This window comes from Sphingomonas sp. JC676, assembly GCF_014489075.1.
Taxonomy (GTDB): Bacteria; Pseudomonadota; Alphaproteobacteria; order Sphingomonadales; family Sphingomonadaceae; genus Sphingomonas.
This window is the reverse complement of the sequence record NZ_JACTGR010000005.1, coordinates 90900-108629: the sequence shown is the minus strand read 5'-3', so window position 1 is coordinate 108629 and position 17730 is coordinate 90900. Positions and strand designations below refer to the sequence as shown.

19 protein-coding genes and 1 tRNA gene are annotated in these 17730 nt (G+C 65.0%); 12 read left to right on the top strand and 8 right to left on the bottom strand.

Annotation, left to right across the window (positions count from 1 at the left end; genetic code table 11):
• Positions 1–46: 46 nt before the first annotated feature.
• On the bottom strand, positions 47–367 hold the full coding sequence (locus tag IAG41_RS16740; RefSeq protein ID WP_187729801.1) for a hypothetical protein: 321 nt from the start codon (positions 365–367) through the stop codon (positions 47–49).
• 313 nt (positions 368–680) lie between these two features.
• Between IAG41_RS16740 and IAG41_RS16735 the strand changes: the two genes are divergently transcribed.
• Genes IAG41_RS16735 through arsC form a run of 4 tightly spaced genes read left to right on the top strand, consistent with a single transcriptional unit; the run spans position 681 to position 2510 of the window.
• Positions 681–1100: an ArsI/CadI family heavy metal resistance metalloenzyme gene (locus IAG41_RS16735; protein ID WP_187729800.1), complete on the top strand. Its 420-nt coding sequence runs from the start codon at positions 681–683 to the stop codon at positions 1098–1100.
• Positions 1100–1441 (top strand): ArsR/SmtB family transcription factor, encoded by a 342-nt coding sequence (locus IAG41_RS16730; protein WP_187730126.1) that lies wholly within the window; start codon positions 1100–1102, stop codon positions 1439–1441. The genes IAG41_RS16735 and IAG41_RS16730 overlap by 1 nt, the downstream gene beginning before the upstream one ends.
• On the top strand, positions 1438–2103 hold the full coding sequence (locus tag IAG41_RS16725) for an MIP/aquaporin family protein (RefSeq protein ID WP_187729799.1): 666 nt from the start codon (positions 1438–1440) through the stop codon (positions 2101–2103). Before IAG41_RS16730 ends, IAG41_RS16725 begins: the two co-directional genes overlap by 4 nt.
• Positions 2100–2510: an arsenate reductase (glutaredoxin) gene (arsC, locus tag IAG41_RS16720; RefSeq protein WP_187729798.1), complete on the top strand. Its 411-nt coding sequence runs from the start codon at positions 2100–2102 to the stop codon at positions 2508–2510. The genes IAG41_RS16725 and arsC overlap by 4 nt, the downstream gene beginning before the upstream one ends.
• Positions 2511–2550: 40 nt before the next feature.
• Here arsC and IAG41_RS16715 read toward each other — a convergent pair.
• The 3 genes from IAG41_RS16715 to IAG41_RS16710 form a co-directional block, all read right to left on the bottom strand.
• Positions 2551–2625 (bottom strand) — tRNA-Thr (locus tag IAG41_RS16715).
• A 203-nt stretch (positions 2626–2828) separates the two neighbouring features.
• A complete protein-coding gene (locus IAG41_RS23330; RefSeq protein ID WP_262408734.1) occupies positions 2829–2963 on the bottom strand; it encodes a hypothetical protein in 135 nt (44 codons plus the stop codon).
• Complete coding sequence (locus IAG41_RS16710) at positions 2945–4741, bottom strand: aminopeptidase P family protein (RefSeq protein WP_187729797.1); 1797 nt, start codon at positions 4739–4741, stop codon at positions 2945–2947. The genes IAG41_RS23330 and IAG41_RS16710 overlap by 19 nt, the downstream gene beginning before the upstream one ends.
• 117 nt (positions 4742–4858) lie before the next feature.
• Here IAG41_RS16710 and IAG41_RS16705 point away from each other — a divergent pair, with 117 nt between their 5' ends.
• Positions 4859–5935: a DSD1 family PLP-dependent enzyme gene (locus IAG41_RS16705; protein WP_187729796.1), complete on the top strand. Its 1077-nt coding sequence runs from the start codon at positions 4859–4861 to the stop codon at positions 5933–5935.
• Here IAG41_RS16705 and IAG41_RS16700 read toward each other — a convergent pair.
• Positions 5932–6258 (bottom strand): hypothetical protein, encoded by a 327-nt coding sequence (locus tag IAG41_RS16700; protein ID WP_187729795.1) that lies wholly within the window; start codon positions 6256–6258, stop codon positions 5932–5934. The genes IAG41_RS16705 and IAG41_RS16700 overlap by 4 nt on opposite strands.
• A 121-nt stretch (positions 6259–6379) precedes the next feature.
• On the opposite strand from IAG41_RS16700, the gene IAG41_RS16695 reads away from it, so the two are divergent.
• The 4 genes from IAG41_RS16695 (at position 6380) to IAG41_RS16680 (ending at position 9884) form a co-directional block, all read left to right on the top strand.
• A complete protein-coding gene (locus tag IAG41_RS16695) occupies positions 6380–7129 on the top strand; it encodes an energy transducer TonB (protein WP_187729794.1) in 750 nt (249 codons plus the stop codon).
• Between the two features lie 79 nt (positions 7130–7208).
• The gene (locus IAG41_RS16690) at positions 7209–7691 is read left to right on the top strand and encodes a methylated-DNA--[protein]-cysteine S-methyltransferase (RefSeq protein ID WP_187729793.1); all 483 of its coding nucleotides are present in this window, start codon (positions 7209–7211) and stop codon (positions 7689–7691) included.
• Positions 7692–7733: 42 nt separating this feature from the next.
• On the top strand, positions 7734–9392 hold the full coding sequence (locus IAG41_RS16685; protein ID WP_187729792.1) for an NAD(P)/FAD-dependent oxidoreductase: 1659 nt from the start codon (positions 7734–7736) through the stop codon (positions 9390–9392).
• Positions 9393–9467: 75 nt separating this feature from the next.
• Positions 9468–9884 carry a polyketide cyclase gene (locus IAG41_RS16680; RefSeq protein WP_262408733.1) on the top strand — a complete coding sequence of 139 codons (417 nt, stop codon included), beginning with the start codon at positions 9468–9470 and terminating at the stop codon, positions 9882–9884.
• Between the two features lie 6 nt (positions 9885–9890).
• On the opposite strand, the gene IAG41_RS16675 is transcribed toward IAG41_RS16680, so the two are convergent.
• Both IAG41_RS16675 and IAG41_RS16670 read right to left on the bottom strand, forming a co-directional pair.
• Entirely contained in the window at positions 9891–10934 is a 1044-nt protein-coding gene (locus IAG41_RS16675; protein ID WP_187729791.1) for a rod shape-determining protein, read from the bottom strand.
• Positions 10935–11010: 76 nt separating this feature from the next.
• A complete protein-coding gene (locus IAG41_RS16670; protein WP_187729790.1) occupies positions 11011–11682 on the bottom strand; it encodes a spermidine synthase in 672 nt (223 codons plus the stop codon).
• A gap of 381 nt (positions 11683–12063) precedes the next feature.
• Between IAG41_RS16670 and IAG41_RS16665 the strand changes: the two genes are divergently transcribed.
• The 3 genes from IAG41_RS16665 to IAG41_RS23320 all read left to right on the top strand — a co-directional run bounded on the left by IAG41_RS16665 (position 12064) and on the right by IAG41_RS23320 (position 15902).
• Positions 12064–14121, top strand: a complete 2058-nt coding sequence (locus IAG41_RS16665; protein ID WP_187729789.1) for a S9 family peptidase — start codon at positions 12064–12066, stop codon at positions 14119–14121.
• Between the two features lie 367 nt (positions 14122–14488).
• Positions 14489–14995, top strand: a complete 507-nt coding sequence (locus IAG41_RS23325; protein WP_262408732.1) for a PEPxxWA-CTERM sorting domain-containing protein — start codon at positions 14489–14491, stop codon at positions 14993–14995.
• A 226-nt stretch (positions 14996–15221) separates the two neighbouring features.
• Entirely contained in the window at positions 15222–15902 is a 681-nt protein-coding gene (locus tag IAG41_RS23320; RefSeq protein WP_262408731.1) for a PEPxxWA-CTERM sorting domain-containing protein, read from the top strand.
• 4 nt (positions 15903–15906) lie between these two features.
• Here the strand turns inward: IAG41_RS23320 and IAG41_RS16650 are convergent, their stop codons facing one another.
• On the bottom strand, positions 15907–17529 hold the full coding sequence (locus IAG41_RS16650) for a tetratricopeptide repeat-containing sulfotransferase family protein (RefSeq protein ID WP_262408730.1): 1623 nt from the start codon (positions 17527–17529) through the stop codon (positions 15907–15909).
• Positions 17530–17730 lie beyond the last annotated feature (201 nt).

The window sequence follows — 17730 nt, the reverse complement described above, 5'->3', positions numbered from 1 at the left end:
GAAAGGCGAGCGGCTTGCAAGCCTCTCGCGACGTGCCGACGACGCATCAGCGCCGCCGCCCGACGAAGCGGGCATTGCGGACCGTGACGATCATGCGGACCTTCTCCAGCAGGATCTCCGCCGAGTGATCGGACAGACCGTCCACCGCGATCTCGAAGCGGACCGATCGCGTCCGGCGCTCGAACTGGATAGTGGCCGGCACGATCGCCTGCTGCGCGATCAGGCCGAGCACGCGCATCATGACTTGCGGGCAAAGCTGCGCCTCGACGCGAAGGCGCGCCAGCGTGTTCCTGGGCTGCTTGGTTCGGCTCGCGACAACGGTCGACGGACGGTCCGCATCGCGGACCGCAGGCTGAGAATTGGTCATGGGAAATCCGTTTCGAAGAGCGTTGGGTTCGCGCGCGGGCCCAAGCCCGGAAGCGCGCACGGCGCGCCAGATCAGCCGATCTGGCGGGTGCTAATTCGAATGCGGATGCAAGGCGCGGACAGGCGAACGGCATGGCACGGCGTCGCCGTCCTCCGCTTTCCATCCGTGATGATCGACAGGGTCGTCATGTGTCCAACCTAGTGCGGACATGTGCCCGCTGTCCATAGGACGTGCGAGCGTGAAAACGACATAAATTGCTTGTCGATTCGATATTTCGGGAATATTCGAATTATTGAATCGATGGAGCATCATCATGAAGCGTCTGCACATGCATATCAGCGTCCCTGACATTGAGCAGGCCGTCGCATTCTACAACGCCCTGTTCGGCGCCCCGCCCGCCGTCGTGAAGGACGATTATGCGAAATGGATGCTGGAAGACCCGCGCGTGAACCTTGCGATATCTTCGCGGGTGCGAGCCACTGGCGTCGATCATGTGGGCATTCAGGTCGATAGCGCCGACGAACTCTCGATACTTGCTACGCGCCTGAAGGCGGCCGGGAATACGACGTTCGACCAGGAGGCGACGACGTGCTGCTACGCCAAGTCCGACAAGAGCTGGGTCACGGATACGGCGGGCGTCCGTTGGGAAACCTTCTATACGATGGGCGACGCGACGACCTATGGCGAGGATGAGGAAATCCAGGCCGTGGCGCCCAAGGCGGCGTGCTGCTGATGCTGCTGCCAACAGCCGTCGAAGCCCTTTCCGCGCTTGCCCATGGGCATCGGCTGGCCGTTTTTCGGCTGCTGGTGCGCGCCGGCCCGGCCGGCGTGCCGGCGGGCGCAATCGCGCGCGAGGTCGGCGTGCTGCCCAACACGCTCTCAACGCATCTGACCATCCTCGGCCAGGCTGGGCTGATCCGTTCGCGCCGCGAGGGTCGCTCGGTCATCTACGCCGCCAACTATGACGGAATGCGCGATCTTCTCGGTTTCCTTGTCGCGGATTGCTGCGCCGGACGCCCGGAAATCTGTGCTTCGCTCGGCGATCTCGCCCAAGGCTGCTGTTCGTCCGAATGACGGTTGGACGCAGGCTCGCCGCCGAAGGCATGGGCACCGCGCTGTTGCTCGCGATCGTCGTCGGTTCCGGCATCATGGGTGAGCGCCTCGCCGCCGGGAACGTCGCCATTGCGTTGCTGGGCAACACGATCGCGACCGGCGCCGGGCTGGTCGTCCTCATTCACATGTTCGGCCCCGTATCCGGCGCCCATTTCAACCCGGCGGTTACGCTGGCGGTACTTCTCCGCCGGGAAATCGAATGGCGCACCGGCTTGCTCTACGCCGTCGCGCAGTTCGTCGGCGCGGTCCTGGGCGTTTGGGCGGCACATGCGATGTTCGCCGAGCCGCTGCTGCAGATTTCGACCAGGTTTCGCGACGGGCCGGCGCAGGGCTTCTCCGAATTCGTGGCGACGTTCGGCCTGATCGGGACCATCATCGCGACGCAGCGCGGGCGGCCCGAATTCACGCCGGTTGCGGTCGGTCTCTACATCACCGCCGCATATTGGTTCACCGCGTCGACATCCTTCGCCAATCCGGCGGTAACGGTGGCGCGTAGCTTGTCCGACACCTTCGCAGGCATCGCCCCGTCGTCCGCGCCGCTGTTCGTCGCCGGCCAGCTTGCCGGTGCCGTGGTGGCGGTCGCCTTCTTCACCTGGCTGTTCAGAGAGGCGCGCACGCAATGACCGATGCTTTCCCCGTCACGATCTATCACAACCCGGATTGCGGCACCTCGCGCAACGCACTCGCGATGATCGAAGCCGCCGGCTACACGCCGACCGTCGTCGAATATCTTCAGATGGGCTGGACGCGGCCGCAGCTCGAAGGCCTGCTCGCTGCAATGGGCGCCACCGCACGCGACCTATTGCGGGAAAAGGGAACACCCGCCGCCGAGCTCGGCCTGCTCGATGCGTCGGTGCCGGACGATGCCATTCTCGAAGCGATGGTCGAGCATCCCATACTGGTGAACCGCCCGATCGTCGTGACGCCGAAAGGCACCAAACTGTGCCGTCCGTCCGAGGTGGTGCTCGATCTCTTCGATCGTCGCCCCGCCGAATTCGCCAAGGAAGACGGCGAAATCGTCCGACCCTAGCGGGCGCCCGAAGGCGAAATGTCGGTATCTTTCGAAAAAATGGTGCTGCCGGTGAGGATTGAACTCACGACCTCAGCCTTACCAAGGATGCGCTCTACCACTGAGCTACGGCAGCACTCGCCGGCTGGGTGCCGGGCGGGAGGGGCCTATGTGCTTGGGAGTTCCCGATTGTCAACCACAACCGGCAGGGTCTATCCGTTTCCCCATGAGCGAAGCGGAAAAGAAGGCCCGGCTGGCCGAGGCGTTGCGGGCGAATCTGCGCAAGCGCAAGGCGCAGGCCCGCGCGCAGGATAGTGCCGACGTTTCCGAAGACGCGCCTCAGCGCGTGCGGACCCAATCCCCGGCTTCATGACCAAGGTCGTACGCGCGATCGATGATCGCGTGCGGACCCATCAGGTACATCGCCATGGTGACCGCACCGGCGAAGAACCACATCAGGCGATTGGCGCGCATTTCTCCACTAACCATTGCCGTTCGTCCTCACTCAACAGCGCGCCGACAACAGTCAGCACCTGCGAGTGGTAGAGATTAAGCCATTCCAGTTCCCGACTGGTTAACAGCGACGGTTTAATTAGTGTTCGCTCGATCGGTGCGAAGGTCAGTGTCTCAAAACCGAGCATCGATTGTTCCGCGCCCGAAATCAATTTCTTAACAACCAGAACCAAGTTCTCGATGCGAATGCCGAATTCGCCCGCCTTATAGTAACCGGGCTCGTTCGACAGGAACATGCCGGCCTTGAGCGGCTCGAGCGACTGGCCGCCCGGATAGAAGGGTTGGGCGATGCGCTGCGGCCCCTCGTGCACTGAGAGATAGGCGCCCACGCCGTGGCCGGTGCCATGCCCGTAATCGAGCCCGACTTCCCAAAGCGGCCGCCGCGCGAAGCTGTCGAGCTGGGCGCCGGTCGTGCCTTCGGGGAAGACCGCGGTGGCGATGGCGATATGGCCCTTGAGGACGCGGGTGAAGCGGTCCCTCATCTCCTCGCTGGCCTCGCCTACGGGCATCACGCGCGTCACGTCGGTGGTACCGTCGGCATATTGCCCGCCCGAATCGACGAGATAGAGCTGGCCGAGCTCGATGGGCAGGCTCGATTCCTGGGTCACCTTGTAGTGCGGGATCGCGCCATTGGGGCCGGTGGCGGAGATGGTGTCGAAGCTCAAATCCTTGAGCACGCCGGTCTCGTCGCGGAAGGCGCGCAACCGGTCGGCGGCGGACATTTCGGTAAGACCGCCCTTGGGCGCGGTCTCCTCGAACCACTTCAGGAAGCGTACCAGGGCCGCGCCGTCGCGCGCCTGGGCGGCCTTGTGGCCGGCGATCTCGGCGGGGTTCTTGAGTGCCTTGGCGAGCACCACCGGATCGCGGAGACTCAGGATCTTCGCGCCACCCGCATCGAGCGAATCGAAAATCGCGGCGACCGCGCGCTCGGGATCGGTGGCGACGCGCTTGCCTTGGAAGGCCTTGAGCGCGGGCGCGAAGGCGGCGCGGTCATGGATACGGATCGCGTTGCCGAGATGCTGACGGACGGCGTCGGTCACTTTCTCGGGCGCGACGAACAGGTCGGCAGTGCCGTCGGCATTGACGATCGCATAAGCGAGCGCGACCGGCGTGTGCGCGACGTCCTGGCCGCGGATGTTGAACGCCCAGGCGATCGAATCGAGCGCGGAGAGGACGACTGCGTCGGCCTTGCGCTCGGCTAGCCAGTCGGCGATCTCGGCGCGCTTGGCGGCGGAGGACTTGCCGGCGGCCGCATCGTCCTGGATGGCGAGCGTCGCGTCGGACGGCGCAGGTTTGTCGGGCCACACCGCGTCGATCGGGTTGGTGTCGACCGCGACCAGCTCCGCGCCTTTCTCGGCAAGCGCCTTCCTGGCTTCCTCGACCCAGGCGCGGGTGTGCAGCCAGGGATCGTAACCGATGCGCCCGCCGTCGGGCGCGTGCTTGCCCAGCCAGGCGGCGATGCTGGTGGCGGGCACGCCGACATATTCCCAATCGTCCGCCGAGACCTGCTGGCGCACCTGCAGCGTATAGCGCCCGTCGGTGAAGATCGCGGCCTCGTCCGGCAGCACGACCGCCGATCCGGCCGATCCCTGGAAGCCGGTCAGCCAGGCGAGGCGCTGGGCATAGGCGCCAACATATTCGGACATGTGCTCGTCGGTGAGCGGGACGACGAAGCCGTCGAGACGGTCGCGCTGCAACTGCTCGCGAAGGGCCTTCAGACGATCGGCATAGCTGGACATGATGAACCTTCCGGTTGGATGCGTTCGCGACTCCATGTGGGAGCGGCGGGCCTATGGCGCCAGATTGCAGACGAAATGCTGTTTTGGAAGGCGGCTGTTGCGCTAAGCCTATCGGTGATGCCCATTCCGCCTTTCCCCCGCCTCGATTTGCCGACGCCCGCCCTGGTGCTCGAGTCCGCCGCGCTGGAGCGCAACATCGCCCGGATGGCAGCATTCGCGGCGAAGCGCGGCATCGCGCTCAGGCCGCACGCGAAGACCCACAAGAGCGGCGAGATCGCCCGGCGCCAGATCGCCGCGGGGGCGGTGGGGATCTGCTGCGCCAAGCTCGGCGAGGCCGAGGCGCTGGCGGCGGACGGTGTGGCGAACATCCATTTGACCTCGCCCGTTGTGACGCCCGGCGCGATCGCTCGGCTCGTCGCGCTAAATGGGCAGATCGCGCTGTCGCTGGTCGCCGATCATCCTGACAATGTCCGAGCGCTGGCCGCGGCGGCGGACGCGCCGCTGACCATCTTCATCGACGTCGATCCGGGCGTCCACCGCACCGGTGTCACGTCGCCACAGGCGGCGGTCGAGCTCGCCCGCGCCATCGCCGCGAGCGGGTGGTTGCGGCTGGGCGGGGTGCAATATTATTGCGGGTCGCACCAGCACATCCCGTCCCACACCGATCGGAGCGCCGCGATCGCCGAGCGGACCGACTATCTGCGCACCGTGCTCACCGCGTTGAAGCACGCCGGTTTCGAGATACCGGTAGTCACCGGCGCCGGCACCGGCACCTTCGCGATTGATGCCGATCTCGGCGTGCTCACCGAGCTGCAGGTCGGCTCCTACATCTTCCTCGACCGCGAATATCGCGATTGCGAGCTCGATGGCGCATTCGAGCCGGCATTGTTCGTCGACGCGACCGTGATCAGCGCCAATACGCCGGGAATGGTGACGATCGACGCGGGGCTCAAGGCATTGGCAGCGGATGCCGGCCTTCCGGTGGTGCTGGCAGGGGCGGAGGGTCGCTACGCCTTCATGGGCGACGAGCAGGGCGCGGTGATCGGCGCGAAGCTGCCGGGACTTGGGGCGCGTATCGTCCTGATGCCGCCGCACTGCGATCCCACCGTCAATCTCTACGATCGCTATTACGTGCTGGATGGCGCCACCGTGACCGACATCTGGCCGGTCACGGCGCGCGGATGCTCTACTTAGCGCCGACGGATATAGGTGCAGCGCTTCTTCGCAGTGATCGTGCGATCGATCGCACGACCGCCGAGCGCGCCGCCTACTGCGCCCGCGGCGGTGCCCAGAAGACCGCCCCCGATGACTTTCGAGCCGACTACGGCGCCGGTGACGCCGCCGGCGACCAGCCCGGTCGTGCCCGATGAACGGCGGCACTTCTGGATGTAGCGTGCCTTGCTGTACGATGTTCCCTTGTAATAACGCGACTGCGCCTGCGCAGATGCGAGGGGCATCGCTACGCCGGCGGGCACGGCTACTGCAAAGGCCGCGAGTGTTGCGATCAACTTGCGCATGATCATCTCCTAAATATCAAATCCCCCTGCGTAACAACCCGGCGTGGCGCTAGGTTGCATGAACCGGAAACAACGTCGCGTTCATGCGGATCGCTTTCGTGCATTGGGGCATTTCAAGGCCATGTCCGGCACACATCCTGGAGTTCCCGGATCCCGCGATCGATTGCGCGGCGCGATCGGCGCGCTCGCGGTGCAGGGCCTGCTGGGGTTGCTGCTGCTGAGCGGGCTGGCGGGGAAGAGCGGCACGGTGGAATCGCCTGCGATGCGCATGCTCGACTTCACGCTGCCTCCGCCGCCGCCCACACCCGAGCCGCAGGCAAAGCCGGCCCGCAGCCACCGCCCCGAAGGCGCTGCCGCCCCGCCCAATCTCAAGTCGCGCGCGACCGAGGTCACCAGTCCGGTGCCCGCGCCGATTCCCACCCCGCAGATCATTGTGGCGCCGATCGCCGCGAGCGGAAGCGAGGCCAGTTCGGGCAATGCCCCGGTCGCGGGGCCCGGCACCGGCGCGGGAGGCGCGGGCAACGGGACGGGCAGCGGCGGTGCCGGGGATGGCGATGGCGACGGCGGGACGCCGCTCGAATGGATCGGCGGCCGCATCAGGGATTCGGATTATCCGCGCGCCGCGCTGAGGGCCGGCATTAGCGGCACCGTCCATTTGCGCTTCACCGTGGGGGTGAAGGGCCGCGTGACCGACTGCACCGTCACGCGCTCCAGCGGCAATAGGGATCTCGACGAGACTACCTGCCGGCTGATCCAGCAGCGCTTCCGCTACAAGCCCAGTCGCGACGCGAATGGCCGCCCCTATCCCGATACGGTCACCGGCGATCACGAATGGACGCTCTGGCGCCGCGCCGACGATTCCGACGACTGATTTGCTTTGGGCGCAAGCCGCGGAGCGTATCGCAGGCCGGGCTTCGCTATTTTGCTCCCAGCACAATAGGAGTGAACCCATGACCTTCTCGTACAAGACGATGGCGTCGCCCGTGGGCGAGCTGAAGCTCGTCGCCAGCGAACACGGCCTGTCGGCGATTCTCTGGGAGAATGACGATCCCGCCCGGGTCCGGCTGGGGCCGCTGGTCGAGGATGCGGACCACCCGATCCTGATCGAGGCCGAGCGGCAGATCGGCGAATATTTCGCCGGCGCGCGCAAGGCCTTCACCGTGCCGCTCGATTTCCACGGCACCGAGTTCCAGAAGAGCGTCTGGGCAGCATTGCTCGCAATCCCCTATGGCGAAACCCGCAGTTATGCCGAGATCGCCCGCGCGGTCGGCCGGCCCACTGCCTTCCGCGCGGTCGGCGCGGCGAACGGCAAGAATCCGATCTCGATCATCGCACCCTGCCACCGCGTGATCGGCACCAATGGCGCGCTTACGGGCTTCGCGGGCGGTCTCGAGGCCAAGGAGCTGTTGCTCGGGCTGGAGGGCAGGGCCTAGCCGGAATGGCGGAATCGTCCCTGCGTCGCTAGAGGGGCGGGGATGATACGCCTGTCCGACCTCAAGCTTCCGCTGAACCATGCTGACGAAGCCCTGCCCGCTGCGATCTGCGAACGCTTGGGAATCCCGCGCGATGACCTGATCGACTATGCGGTCTGGCGGCGCGGCTGGGATGCGCGGAAAAAGGCGCATATCCTGCTGATCTACACGATCGATATGACCCTGCGCGATGAGGATGCTGTTTTCGCGCGCTTCGCGGACGACCGCAATGTCCGCCCCACGCCCGATACCGAATACAAGTTCGTCGCCCGGGCGCCCGATCCCTACGTTGGCCCGCGCCCGGTCGTGGTCGGCGCCGGCCCCTGCGGGCTGTTCGTCGGACTGCTCCTCGCCCAGATGGGTTTCCGCCCGATCATCCTCGATCGCGGCAAGGTGGTGCGCGAGCGGACCAAGGACACCTGGGGACTGTGGCGCCGGAGCGTGCTCAACCCCGAATCGAACGTCCAGTTCGGCGAGGGCGGGGCGGGCACCTTTTCCGACGGCAAGCTCTACAGTCGGATCAAGGATCCCCGGCACCTCGATCGCAAGGTGCTGACCGAATTCGTCAAGGCCGGCGCGCCCGAGGAAATCCTGACCGAGGCGCATCCGCATATCGGCACGTTCCGGCTGGTGACGATGGTCGAGAGCATCCGCGAGACGATCGAAGGGCTGGGCGGCGAATATCGCTGGCAGCACCGGGTGACCGATCTCGACATCGAGACCGACGCCGGGGGGGCTCGCCGTGTGAAGGGCGTCGTGCTCCAGACCGGCGAGACGATCGCCGCCGATCACGTCGTCCTCGCGCTCGGCCATAGCGCCCGCGACACCTTCCAGATGCTCCACGAGCGCGGCGTCTTCATCGAGCCCAAGCCCTTCGCGATCGGCGTGCGCATCGAGCATCCGCAAAGCTGGATCGACCGCGCGCGTTTCGGCCCCAATGCCGGCAACGAGATCCTCGGCGCGGCGGACTATGCGATCTCGCACCAAGCGCGCAACGGGCGGGCGGTCTACAGCTTCTGCATGTGCCCGGGTGGCACGGTGGTCGCCGCAACGTCCGAGGAAGGGCGCGTCGCCACCAACGGCATGAGCCAATATTCGCGCAACGAGCGCAACGCGAACTCCGGCATCGTTGTCGCGATCGATCCCGAGCGCGACTATCCCGGCCACCCGCTGGCCGGCATCGATCTCCAGCGCCGACTGGAGGAAAAGGCCTATGTCGCGGGCGGCTCCAACTACAAGGCGCCGGCGCAGAAACTGGGCGATTTCGTCGCGGGCCGGCCCTCGACCGAATTGGGCGAAGTCGTCCCCTCCTATCGCCCCGGCGTGACGATGACCGACCTTGCCGAAATACTCCCCGAATTCGCGGTAACCGCCATGCGCGAGGCCCTGGTCGCCTTCGGCCGCCAGATCCCCGGCTATGATCATCCAGACGCGGTGATGACAGGGGTCGAGACGCGTACCTCCTCGCCGATCCGGATCACGCGCGGCAAGGACTTGCAGAGCCTCAACACCGCCGGACTCTACCCGGCGGGCGAGGGCGCGGGCTATGCCGGCGGCATCCTTTCGGCGGCGGTGGACGGGATCAAGGTGGCGGAAGCGGTGGGGCTGAGCTTGGCAGGTGGGAAGCAGCCTATGGCGGTAGAGGTTGAGGATCGGTTCTGACCGCTATCGGCCGCTACCCTTCGTTCAGCCAGGCCAGCTCGTGACAGCGTTGATGACCATGTGTGCCGTCCAGGCATGAAAAAGCCGGAGTCTTTTATGTTGCCCGCTCGAACCTTCAGCATCTCGATCCGCCTCGATTGGCAGACGCTTTATGAGCGCATCTGGCGTCCTGATTTCTTTCCGAAATGGGCGACGGGCCTGGCGCAGTCGGACCTGCGGCAGGTCGGCGAGCTTTGGTGCGCCGATGGCCCTGACGGACCTATTCGCGTGCGGTTTACGCCGCACAACGAATTCGGCGTGATGGATCACTATGTCGACACCGGTGATGGTGGCGAAGTCCACGTGCCGCTTCGCGTCATCCGGAATGGCGACGGCGCGGAAGTGATGCTCACGTTGTTTCGGCAGCCCGGCATGGACGACGAGCGGTTTTCCGCGGACACCAAATGGATCAACCGCGATCTCAAGGCGCTGAAGGCGCTCGTCGAGCGATAGGGCGCGTCAGGACTCCGCCATCACACCCCGAAAGACTGGATCTTCCAGCGCCTGGCCCGCGCCAAGCGCCACGCAGGTCAGCGCGTTTTCCGCGACGACGACCGGCAGGCCGGTCGCTTCGCTGAGCACCTCGTCGATCCGGGACAAGAGGCTCCCACCGCCGGTCATGACAATCCCCTGGTCGCACAAGTCGGCGGCCAGTTCCGGCCCCGTCTCCTCCAGTGCCGACAATACTGCGCCGACGACCTGCCCCACCAGGTCGGCCAGGAAACCCGCGACATCGGCCTCGCTCACCACGACTTCCGCCGGGAAGCCGCTGAGAAGGTTTCGTCCCTTCACGCGCATCGACCTGCCTTGTCCGTCGGCGGGTGGCATGGCGGAGCCGATCTCGACCTTGATGCGCTCGGACGTGGATTCGCCGATCAGGAGATTGTGCCGGCGCCGAATGCCCGATGTGATCGCCTCATCCATGCGGTCGCCGCCCACCCTGACCGAATTGCTGTAGGCAAGTCCCCGCAGCGACAGGACCGCGACCTCGGTGGTGCCGCCGCCGATATCGACGACCATCGCGCCGATTGGCTCGGTCACCGGCAATCCCGCCCCGATCGCCGCGGCCATCGATTCCTCGATGAGATAGACCTTGCCCGCGCCGGCGTTGGAGGCGGCCTGCTGGATCGCACGGCGTTCGACCATGGTGGCGCCGGAGGGAATGCAAATCGCGATTTCGGGGCGGCGCGGCAATCGGCTCGGTCCGCCATTCGCCTTGTCGATGAAGTGCTTGATCATCTTTTCGGCGATATCGATGTCGGCAATGACGCCGTCGCGCATCGGCCGAACCGTGCGGATATAGTCGGGCGTCTTGCCCAGCATCAGCTTCGCCTCTGCTCCGATGGCGCGCACCCGGGAAACCCCATTGATGGTCTCGATCGCGACGACGGACGGCTCGTTCAGCACGATGCCCTTGCCCCGGGCGTAGACCACGGTGTTCACGGTACCGAGATCGATCGCAATGTCGTTCGACGCGAAGGAGAAGAAGCGGGACAGTCCCATTTGGATTCGATCTTTTCTAGGATGGCTCGCGATCTACGGGTCGAGCGGAGCTTCGGGCAGTCTACGAACCAGCGGCTCAGTGCGGCTTGGAAGCTAGCCAAATTGTGTAGGGCGTGCGCTTTTTGCCACCAGTCGCGGCCAGCCGAACCTCGTCTACCACAAATCCGGCATTTTCCAGCCGATCGACAAAGGCGTCGTCGTCATAAGCCGACCATATCGCCAGCACGCCGGCCGGGCGCAATGCGGCATAGGCGGCGCGCAGACCCCAGTTGCAGTAGAGCCGGTCATTCGCAGCATGAATGAAGCCGTCGGGCCCGTTGTCGACGTCGAGCAATATGCCGTCGAAAGTCCCCGCCGCGTCGTCGATGATATCGTGCACGTCCCGGATCTCGAGGGACACGCGCGGGTCGGTTAGATAGCCGCCGAAGAGATGCGCCAATGGCCCGTGCGCCCATGCCACGACCTTGGGCACGAGTTCCGCCACCACCACCGCGGTGCTCTCGGGCAGGGCGGACAATGCGGCACCCAGGGTGAAGCCCATGCCCAACCCGCCAATGAGCACACGGTCCGGTTGCGCGCCCATCCGATGGCAAGCCAAAATCGCCAGCGCCTCTTCAGAGTCGAACGCCTGGCTTCCCATCAACTCATCTTCACCGAACTGGATCGAAAAATCCGGGCCACGTTGCATCAGACGCAACTGCCCCCCGCCAGGGATATCCGCTGTGTCGACGAGCTCGATCGGCATCATGATGCCACCGCCGCGGCGTTCAACGCGCGCCAATAGCGGAATCGGCAACGAATTGACCCGGTTGCTTGGTCGATATGCCCCGACCGGCGGCTCAATGGGGCCATGAGGCCTGGAAAAGGCGCATGGGCGCCGCTCGTTGTCAGTGTTGGGATGGAGATGGAGTATCCTGGGGTTTCATGGCTATGGTTCGGCCGGATCGGACAACCATCCTGACGATGGTCATGTCGCGCGGCTCGTGACAAGCTATTCCTGTTTTCGGCCATCCGTCGCGCTTGCGGTCAACCGACGAAATAAAATTGCGAGATTGGGCGGGCTGTCGTGAACTAGATCAACTTTCGGCCCACTCTGGTTTCGCGCAGGCCGAAACGATAGGGCTGCGCAATGACCGAAACCAAGCCTCCCGTCGCCACCACCCGTCCCCACAGCTTCACCGCGCATGGCGTGACGATCGAAGACCCCTGGGCCTGGATCAAGGACCCCGGCTACCCCGAAGTCACCGACAAGGATGTGCTCGCCTATCTCGAGGAGGAGAACCGTTTCTTCGAAGGGGTGATGGCACCGCTCAAGCCGCTTTCCGAGACCTTGTTCAAGGAGATGCGCGGACGGATCAAGGAGGACGAATCCACCGTCCCCCAGCGCGACGGCGACTGGATCTACTGGACCGATTACGAGACCGGCGGGGAGTATCCGCGCTGGTGGCGCAAGCCTGCCGCTGGCGGCGCGGACCAGCTGATCCTCGATGAGCCTGCGCTCGCCGATGGCAAGGAATATTTCCGCCTCGGCGCGATTGCGGCGAGCCCCGACGGGCGCTGGCTAGCCTATGCGATCGACGACAATGGCTCGGAGCGGTTCGAGGTGCGGGTCAAGGACCTCGATACCGGCGCGCTGCTGCCCGACACGATCCCCGGCATGCTCTCGGAGATCGTCTGGACTTCGGACTCGAAGGGGTTTCTCTACGGCGTCGCGAACGAGAATTGGCGCACCGACAATGCCCGCTGGCACAGACTGGGCGATCCGGTCGAAAACGACCTCGAGATCTTCAAAGAGGAAGACGAGGGCTATCGCGTCGCGGTCGGCGAGACCCAGTCGCGCAAATGGCTGCTGGTCTCGACCGGGGATCATGTCACCAGCGAAGTCTATCTGCTTCCCACCGACAATCCCGCCGCGCCGATGGTCTGCATTGCCCCGCGCAAGCCGGGCCGCGAATATGACGTCGACGAGCATGACGGCACGCTTTTCATCCACACCAACGATGTGGACCCGCAATTCCGGCTGGTGACGGCGAGCGCCGACAATCCCGGCGAATGGGTCGAGCGGATCGGTCCGTCGAAGCATTTCTACATGACCAGCGTCACCTGCTTCGCCGACTTCTTCATTGTCGAGGGGCGTGAGGACGGGCTCGATCAGATCGAGCTCCATCGCTACGATTCGAGCATCGCCCCCGTGCGGCTGCCATTCCCCGAGGCGAGCTATGTCGCGGGCATCGGCGACAATCCCGAATATGCGATTCAGAAGATCCGGCTCGGCTATGAATCGATGGTCACGCCCGGCACGGTCTACGACTATCATGTCGCCACCGGCGAGTTGGAGACGCTCAAGGTCCAGGAGATTCCTTCGGGCTATGACGGCGGCAAGTATCGCACCGAACGCCTCAAGATCGCCGCGCGCGACGGCACCGAGGTGCCGGTCTCGATCGTCTATCCCAAGGACTTCCCACGGGACGGCACCGGCAAGCTCTACCTCTATGCGTATGGCGCCTATGGCTATGCGATCCCGCCCGGCTTCTCGACCAGCCGCATGTCGTTCCTCGATCGCGGCATGGCCTTCGCGATCGCCCATATCCGCGGCGGCGACGATCTGGGTCAGCAATGGTATCACGACGGCAAGCTCGAGAAGCGCATCAACACCTTCAACGACTTCGTCGACGTGGCGAAGGGGCTGATCGAGCGCGGCTTCACCCACAAGGGCGGCATCGCCATCGCCGGCCGCTCGGCGGGCGGCGAGCTGATGGGCGCGGTGGTCAACTCCGATCCCGATCTATGGGGTGTGGTCGTCGCCGACGTGCCGTTCGTCGATGTGCTCAACACGATGCTCGATGAGAGCCTGCCGCTGACGCCGGGCGAATGGCCCGAATGGGGCAATCCGGTGGAGGACAAGGCGGCGTTCGAGCTGATCCGCTCGTACAGCCCGTACGACAATGTCGCGCCGCACGCCTATCCGCCGATGTTCATCTCGGGCGGGCTCAACGATCCGCGCGTGACCTATTGGGAACCGGCCAAATGGGCGGCCAAGCTGCGCGCCACAAAGACCGACGACAACATATTGGTGCTCAAGACAAATATGGGCGCAGGCCATGGCGGCAAATCGGGCCGCTGGGAGAGTCTGAAGGAAGCTGCCGACGAGATGGCATTCGTGCTCCGGCAATTGGACGTGGATTGACGCGGGCCAGCGTTTTTTTCCGAACCGATTCATTACTGGCAAATAACGGCCCGCTGCATGGAAATGATTTTCCATGCAGCGGGTCGATCCGTTTTCGTCTCTTTACGGGGCACCTTCGAAAGCAGACGTGATTGCGTCTTCCGGCGCAGGCCAGATGACCGGAGCCAGGGATGATATTGCAACGCATTGTGATGGCCGGATTCTTGATTGCGCAAAATCAAGACCAAGAGGCGTTTCATTGTCGTCTTGGAGAGGGCTCTTCGAACGACTCGCAGGATTGATGGTCAATTGACTAATCTTACTATTGGCTTAACGTTCATCTCGGTCGCGAATCGTTATTGCTTTCTTTACATAGAGGGGAAAATCTATGAGTCTCAAGAAACTAGCGCTCGCTGCTCTTATTGTGGGCATGCCGACTCCAGCGTTTGCGCAGATCAATGCTCCTGTCCCTGTGGCCAATTACATCACCTTTGGTGGTTTTGATTGGGCTTGGGCCAGCCCTTGTCCGCCGACGGGCGCAGGCTGCGGTAGCGGCGCTCCTGTCGACTTCACTTACCAAGCAACACAGGGTTGGCGCTTGCCGACTGCTGCTGAGCTTGCGGCCGGTCCTGCCGTAACCGACTTCGGTACGGCCAGTGCGTTTGCTTGCGCTTCGGCCTGGTTCACCTCGGCCTACACGCATTGCGACTATGGCGATGCATCGGGCGGTGCCGTGTACGGCGCGCCCGGCGGTGGCAATTGGTACGACGAGACCTGGGTGATTCGTGCCGGCGCGGTTCCCGAGCCTGCGGCCTGGGGTATGCTGATCGGCGGCTTCGCGCTTGCCGGTGCGGCGATCCGTCGTCGCTCGATCAAGGTCGCCTACGCAGCCTGATCGTCCGATCGACAAGAAAGCGCCGTCGGGGCAACCCGGCGGCGTTTCTTTTTGTCTGGTCCTTGTCTGGCAAGCCCGAGTGAATCGGCCGCCCGTCCCGATCCGGGATATCTGCGAATATATGAATTCAATATATTGAAATGTCTCGCATTCTTCGCGAGATTGACCACAATCTGTAACCCGCGGCCCGCAAGCGCTCCCAACCAATGTTGAGGAGTCATTAACCATGAAGTTCAAGCTCGCCGCTTCCGCCGCGCTCGCGGTCCTGTTCTCCGCCACCACCGCTTTCGCCCAAGACACGCTCGAAGTCGTGTCGGGCCCGACCGGCCAGCGCGCCGTCACCGTCCCGACCTACGGCCCGCTCGGCCAGAGCTTCACTGCGATCGACGAGCACCTTACCTCGTTCGGCTTCCAATTCGAGCTGTTCAATCCGGGCCATGCCAATTCGCCCTTCACATTCCAGCTTCTTTCCGGTGAAGGCCTGGGCGGCTCGGTCGTTACCAGCAAGACCTTTACCCTGCCGACTTCGATCAACGACCGCACGGCGACCTGGTTCGATTTCGACCTGACCGGCACCGACGTCACCGTCGGCAACAAGTACACCGCCGTGCTGAGCACGAGCAGCCTGCGCTACGGTGTCGTTCTCGGCCCGGAAATCAACATCAATACCGGCCAGATCCTCGGCGGCGACGCCTATGCCGGCGGCACCGCGCTCTTCACCACCGTGCCCTACAGCAATTGCGGGCCCACCGGCGGCTGCGACCTCAACTTCCGCGTCACCGGCTATAACGATGTCGCCGCGGTTCCCGAGCCGGCTGCCTGGGGCATGATGATCGGCGGCTTCGGCCTGGCCGGCGGTGCGCTCCGCCGCCGCAAGGCGGACCGCACGACCGTCCGCTTCGCCTGATACTCTAGACCGGACCGCCCGGGGCCTCGGCGCCGGGCGGTCTCTTCAGCTGGACGAGCAAAGGCCCCAGCCACGGCGCGAAGCGCTTCCAGCCTTCGAGACCCTCGCGGAAGATCGGCTGACGCACCTGGTCGCCGCTCGGGGTGCGCACGGCGCGGGCGGTGCGGTGGAAATCGAGACACGCCGGCTCGAACGCCAACCCGAGATAATCGAGCATACGCCGCACTTCGCCTTCGGTGTCCGCCACCAGCGCGGCATAGTCGAGATGATGGACGAAGCCCGGCAGCACATCGTCCCACAGCGCCATCATCGCCGCATATCCGCGATACTGCGCGGCGATGTCCTCCAGCGAATAGCCGAACGTGAAGCCGCTCGCGAACTGCTGCTTGAAGATCGAGAAGCCGCAGCCGGGCAAATCACGGCGCACATCGATCACCTTCGCATTGGGCAGGATCAGCCGGATCAGCCCGACATGGCGGAAATTGGCAGGCAGCTTGTCGATGAAATGCGGCTTGTCCGTGCGCCGCTGGCAGCGCGTCCATTCGAGATAGGTGTCCCCCAGCTTCGTCAGCTCGGCGGGGGACAGGTTGGTGAGAACCTCCGGATAACGCATCCGCTTCGCCGCCCCGCCCAGCGCGATGCCGCGAACGATTTCGGGCAGGTCGCCCAGCTCGCGCGTGCCTTCGATCGCCGAATGGCTGGCGAGGATCTGCTCGACCAAGGTCGATCCCGATCGCGGTAGCCCGACGATGAAGATCGGGTCGGCCGCCGGCGATCCGGCGCCAGCGCGCTCGGCGAAGAAGGCGGGGGTGAACAGCCGCGCCGCGGCCTCGCGCTCGGCTCCGATCGCGGCGGGATCGTGCGGGGTCGTGCCGCGCCGCAACCGGTTGCCCTCGGCATAATGCGCGAAGGATTGCGCGGGGTCGCCCGCATCCTCCAGCGCCCGCCCGATCGCGAATTCCACATGCGCGCGGTCGCCCTCACTCAGGTCGCCCCGCGCGAGCAGCGCCTCCATCGCCGCCACGTCCTCGGACGTGAAGCGGAAGCTCTTGAGGTCGGCCAGCGCCCACCACGGCTCGCCCGATTCCGGCCGCAGCGCGATGCTCCGGCGATACGCGTCCACCGCGCTTGCCGAATCGCCGATCGTCTTCAGTGCATGCCCCAGCGTGATCCACACGCCCGCCAGCTTCGGATCCCTGGCCAGCATCGCGCGATACGCGTCGACCGCCGCGTCATAGTCGCCGGTCCGCTCCAGCATCCCCGCGTGGAGCGACTGGTATCCCGGCACGCCCGGCCGCCGCGCGCGGCGCTGCGCCATTGCTGCCAGCGCCGTGGCCGGGGGCAAATGATGGAGCAGCTCGGCGAGCGTATGCCATCCCGCCTCAAATCCCGGCGCTTGCTCCAGCGCGGCGTCGAGCATCTTGAGCGCATCGGCGTCGCGGCCGGTCGCTATCGCCAGCATGGCCATCAGCCGTAGCGCGGCGACGTCGCCAGGATCGCGCTTCAACCGCGCGGCGAGGATCGGATAGGCGATCGCCAGCCGCCCGGCCGCGATCGCTCGCGCCGCCTCAGCCAGCGTGGAATCGAGGTCGGGCGAAGGGGCGGGGGAGGGCATCGCCGCGACCATCCGCGCCCGCCGCGCCGCTTGTCAACGCCGGCTAGTGCGTCAATCGCGCCACACCGCCGCAAGGATCACCGCGGCGGTCGATTTCTGCTGTCCTCTTGGGTTTCGGTCTGCCAATCTCCATCTCGCACATGCACCAGGGAACCACCCGCACCCGCTCCGGTTTCGTCCTTGATGGTCGCTCGCCTGTCATATCCGCGCGCC

What these genes read in the sequence shown, in the direction of transcription:
- IAG41_RS16675 (WP_187729791.1), bottom strand. Translation starts at nt 10,934, where the DNA reads ATGGGACTGTCCCGCTTCTTCTCCTTCGCGTCGAACGACATTGCGATC.
- IAG41_RS16710 (WP_187729797.1), bottom strand. Translation starts at nt 4,741, where the DNA reads ATGTCCAGCTATGCCGATCGTCTGAAGGCCCTTCGCGAGCAGTTGCAG.
- IAG41_RS16730 (WP_187730126.1), top strand. Translation starts at nt 1,100, where the DNA reads ATGCTGCTGCCAACAGCCGTCGAAGCCCTTTCCGCGCTTGCCCATGGG.
- IAG41_RS23320 (WP_262408731.1), top strand. Translation starts at nt 15,222, where the DNA reads ATGAAGTTCAAGCTCGCCGCTTCCGCCGCGCTCGCGGTCCTGTTCTCC.
- IAG41_RS23325 (WP_262408732.1), top strand. Translation starts at nt 14,489, where the DNA reads ATGAGTCTCAAGAAACTAGCGCTCGCTGCTCTTATTGTGGGCATGCCG.
- IAG41_RS16690 (WP_187729793.1), top strand. Translation starts at nt 7,209, where the DNA reads ATGACCTTCTCGTACAAGACGATGGCGTCGCCCGTGGGCGAGCTGAAG.
- IAG41_RS23330 (WP_262408734.1), bottom strand. Translation starts at nt 2,963, where the DNA reads ATGCGCGCCAATCGCCTGATGTGGTTCTTCGCCGGTGCGGTCACCATG.
- IAG41_RS16670 (WP_187729790.1), bottom strand. Translation starts at nt 11,682, where the DNA reads ATGATGCCGATCGAGCTCGTCGACACAGCGGATATCCCTGGCGGGGGG.
- IAG41_RS16685 (WP_187729792.1), top strand. Translation starts at nt 7,734, where the DNA reads ATGATACGCCTGTCCGACCTCAAGCTTCCGCTGAACCATGCTGACGAA.
- IAG41_RS16705 (WP_187729796.1), top strand. Translation starts at nt 4,859, where the DNA reads ATGCCCATTCCGCCTTTCCCCCGCCTCGATTTGCCGACGCCCGCCCTG.
- IAG41_RS16725 (WP_187729799.1), top strand. Translation starts at nt 1,438, where the DNA reads ATGACGGTTGGACGCAGGCTCGCCGCCGAAGGCATGGGCACCGCGCTG.
- IAG41_RS16665 (WP_187729789.1), top strand. Translation starts at nt 12,064, where the DNA reads ATGACCGAAACCAAGCCTCCCGTCGCCACCACCCGTCCCCACAGCTTC.
- IAG41_RS16700 (WP_187729795.1), bottom strand. Translation starts at nt 6,258, where the DNA reads ATGCGCAAGTTGATCGCAACACTCGCGGCCTTTGCAGTAGCCGTGCCC.
- IAG41_RS16650 (WP_262408730.1), bottom strand. Translation starts at nt 17,529, where the DNA reads ATGGTCGCGGCGATGCCCTCCCCCGCCCCTTCGCCCGACCTCGATTCC.
- IAG41_RS16740 (WP_187729801.1), bottom strand. Translation starts at nt 367, where the DNA reads ATGACCAATTCTCAGCCTGCGGTCCGCGATGCGGACCGTCCGTCGACC.
- IAG41_RS16735 (WP_187729800.1), top strand. Translation starts at nt 681, where the DNA reads ATGAAGCGTCTGCACATGCATATCAGCGTCCCTGACATTGAGCAGGCC.
- IAG41_RS16680 (WP_262408733.1), top strand. Translation starts at nt 9,468, where the DNA reads ATGAAAAAGCCGGAGTCTTTTATGTTGCCCGCTCGAACCTTCAGCATC.
- arsC (WP_187729798.1), top strand. Translation starts at nt 2,100, where the DNA reads ATGACCGATGCTTTCCCCGTCACGATCTATCACAACCCGGATTGCGGC.
- IAG41_RS16695 (WP_187729794.1), top strand. Translation starts at nt 6,380, where the DNA reads ATGTCCGGCACACATCCTGGAGTTCCCGGATCCCGCGATCGATTGCGC.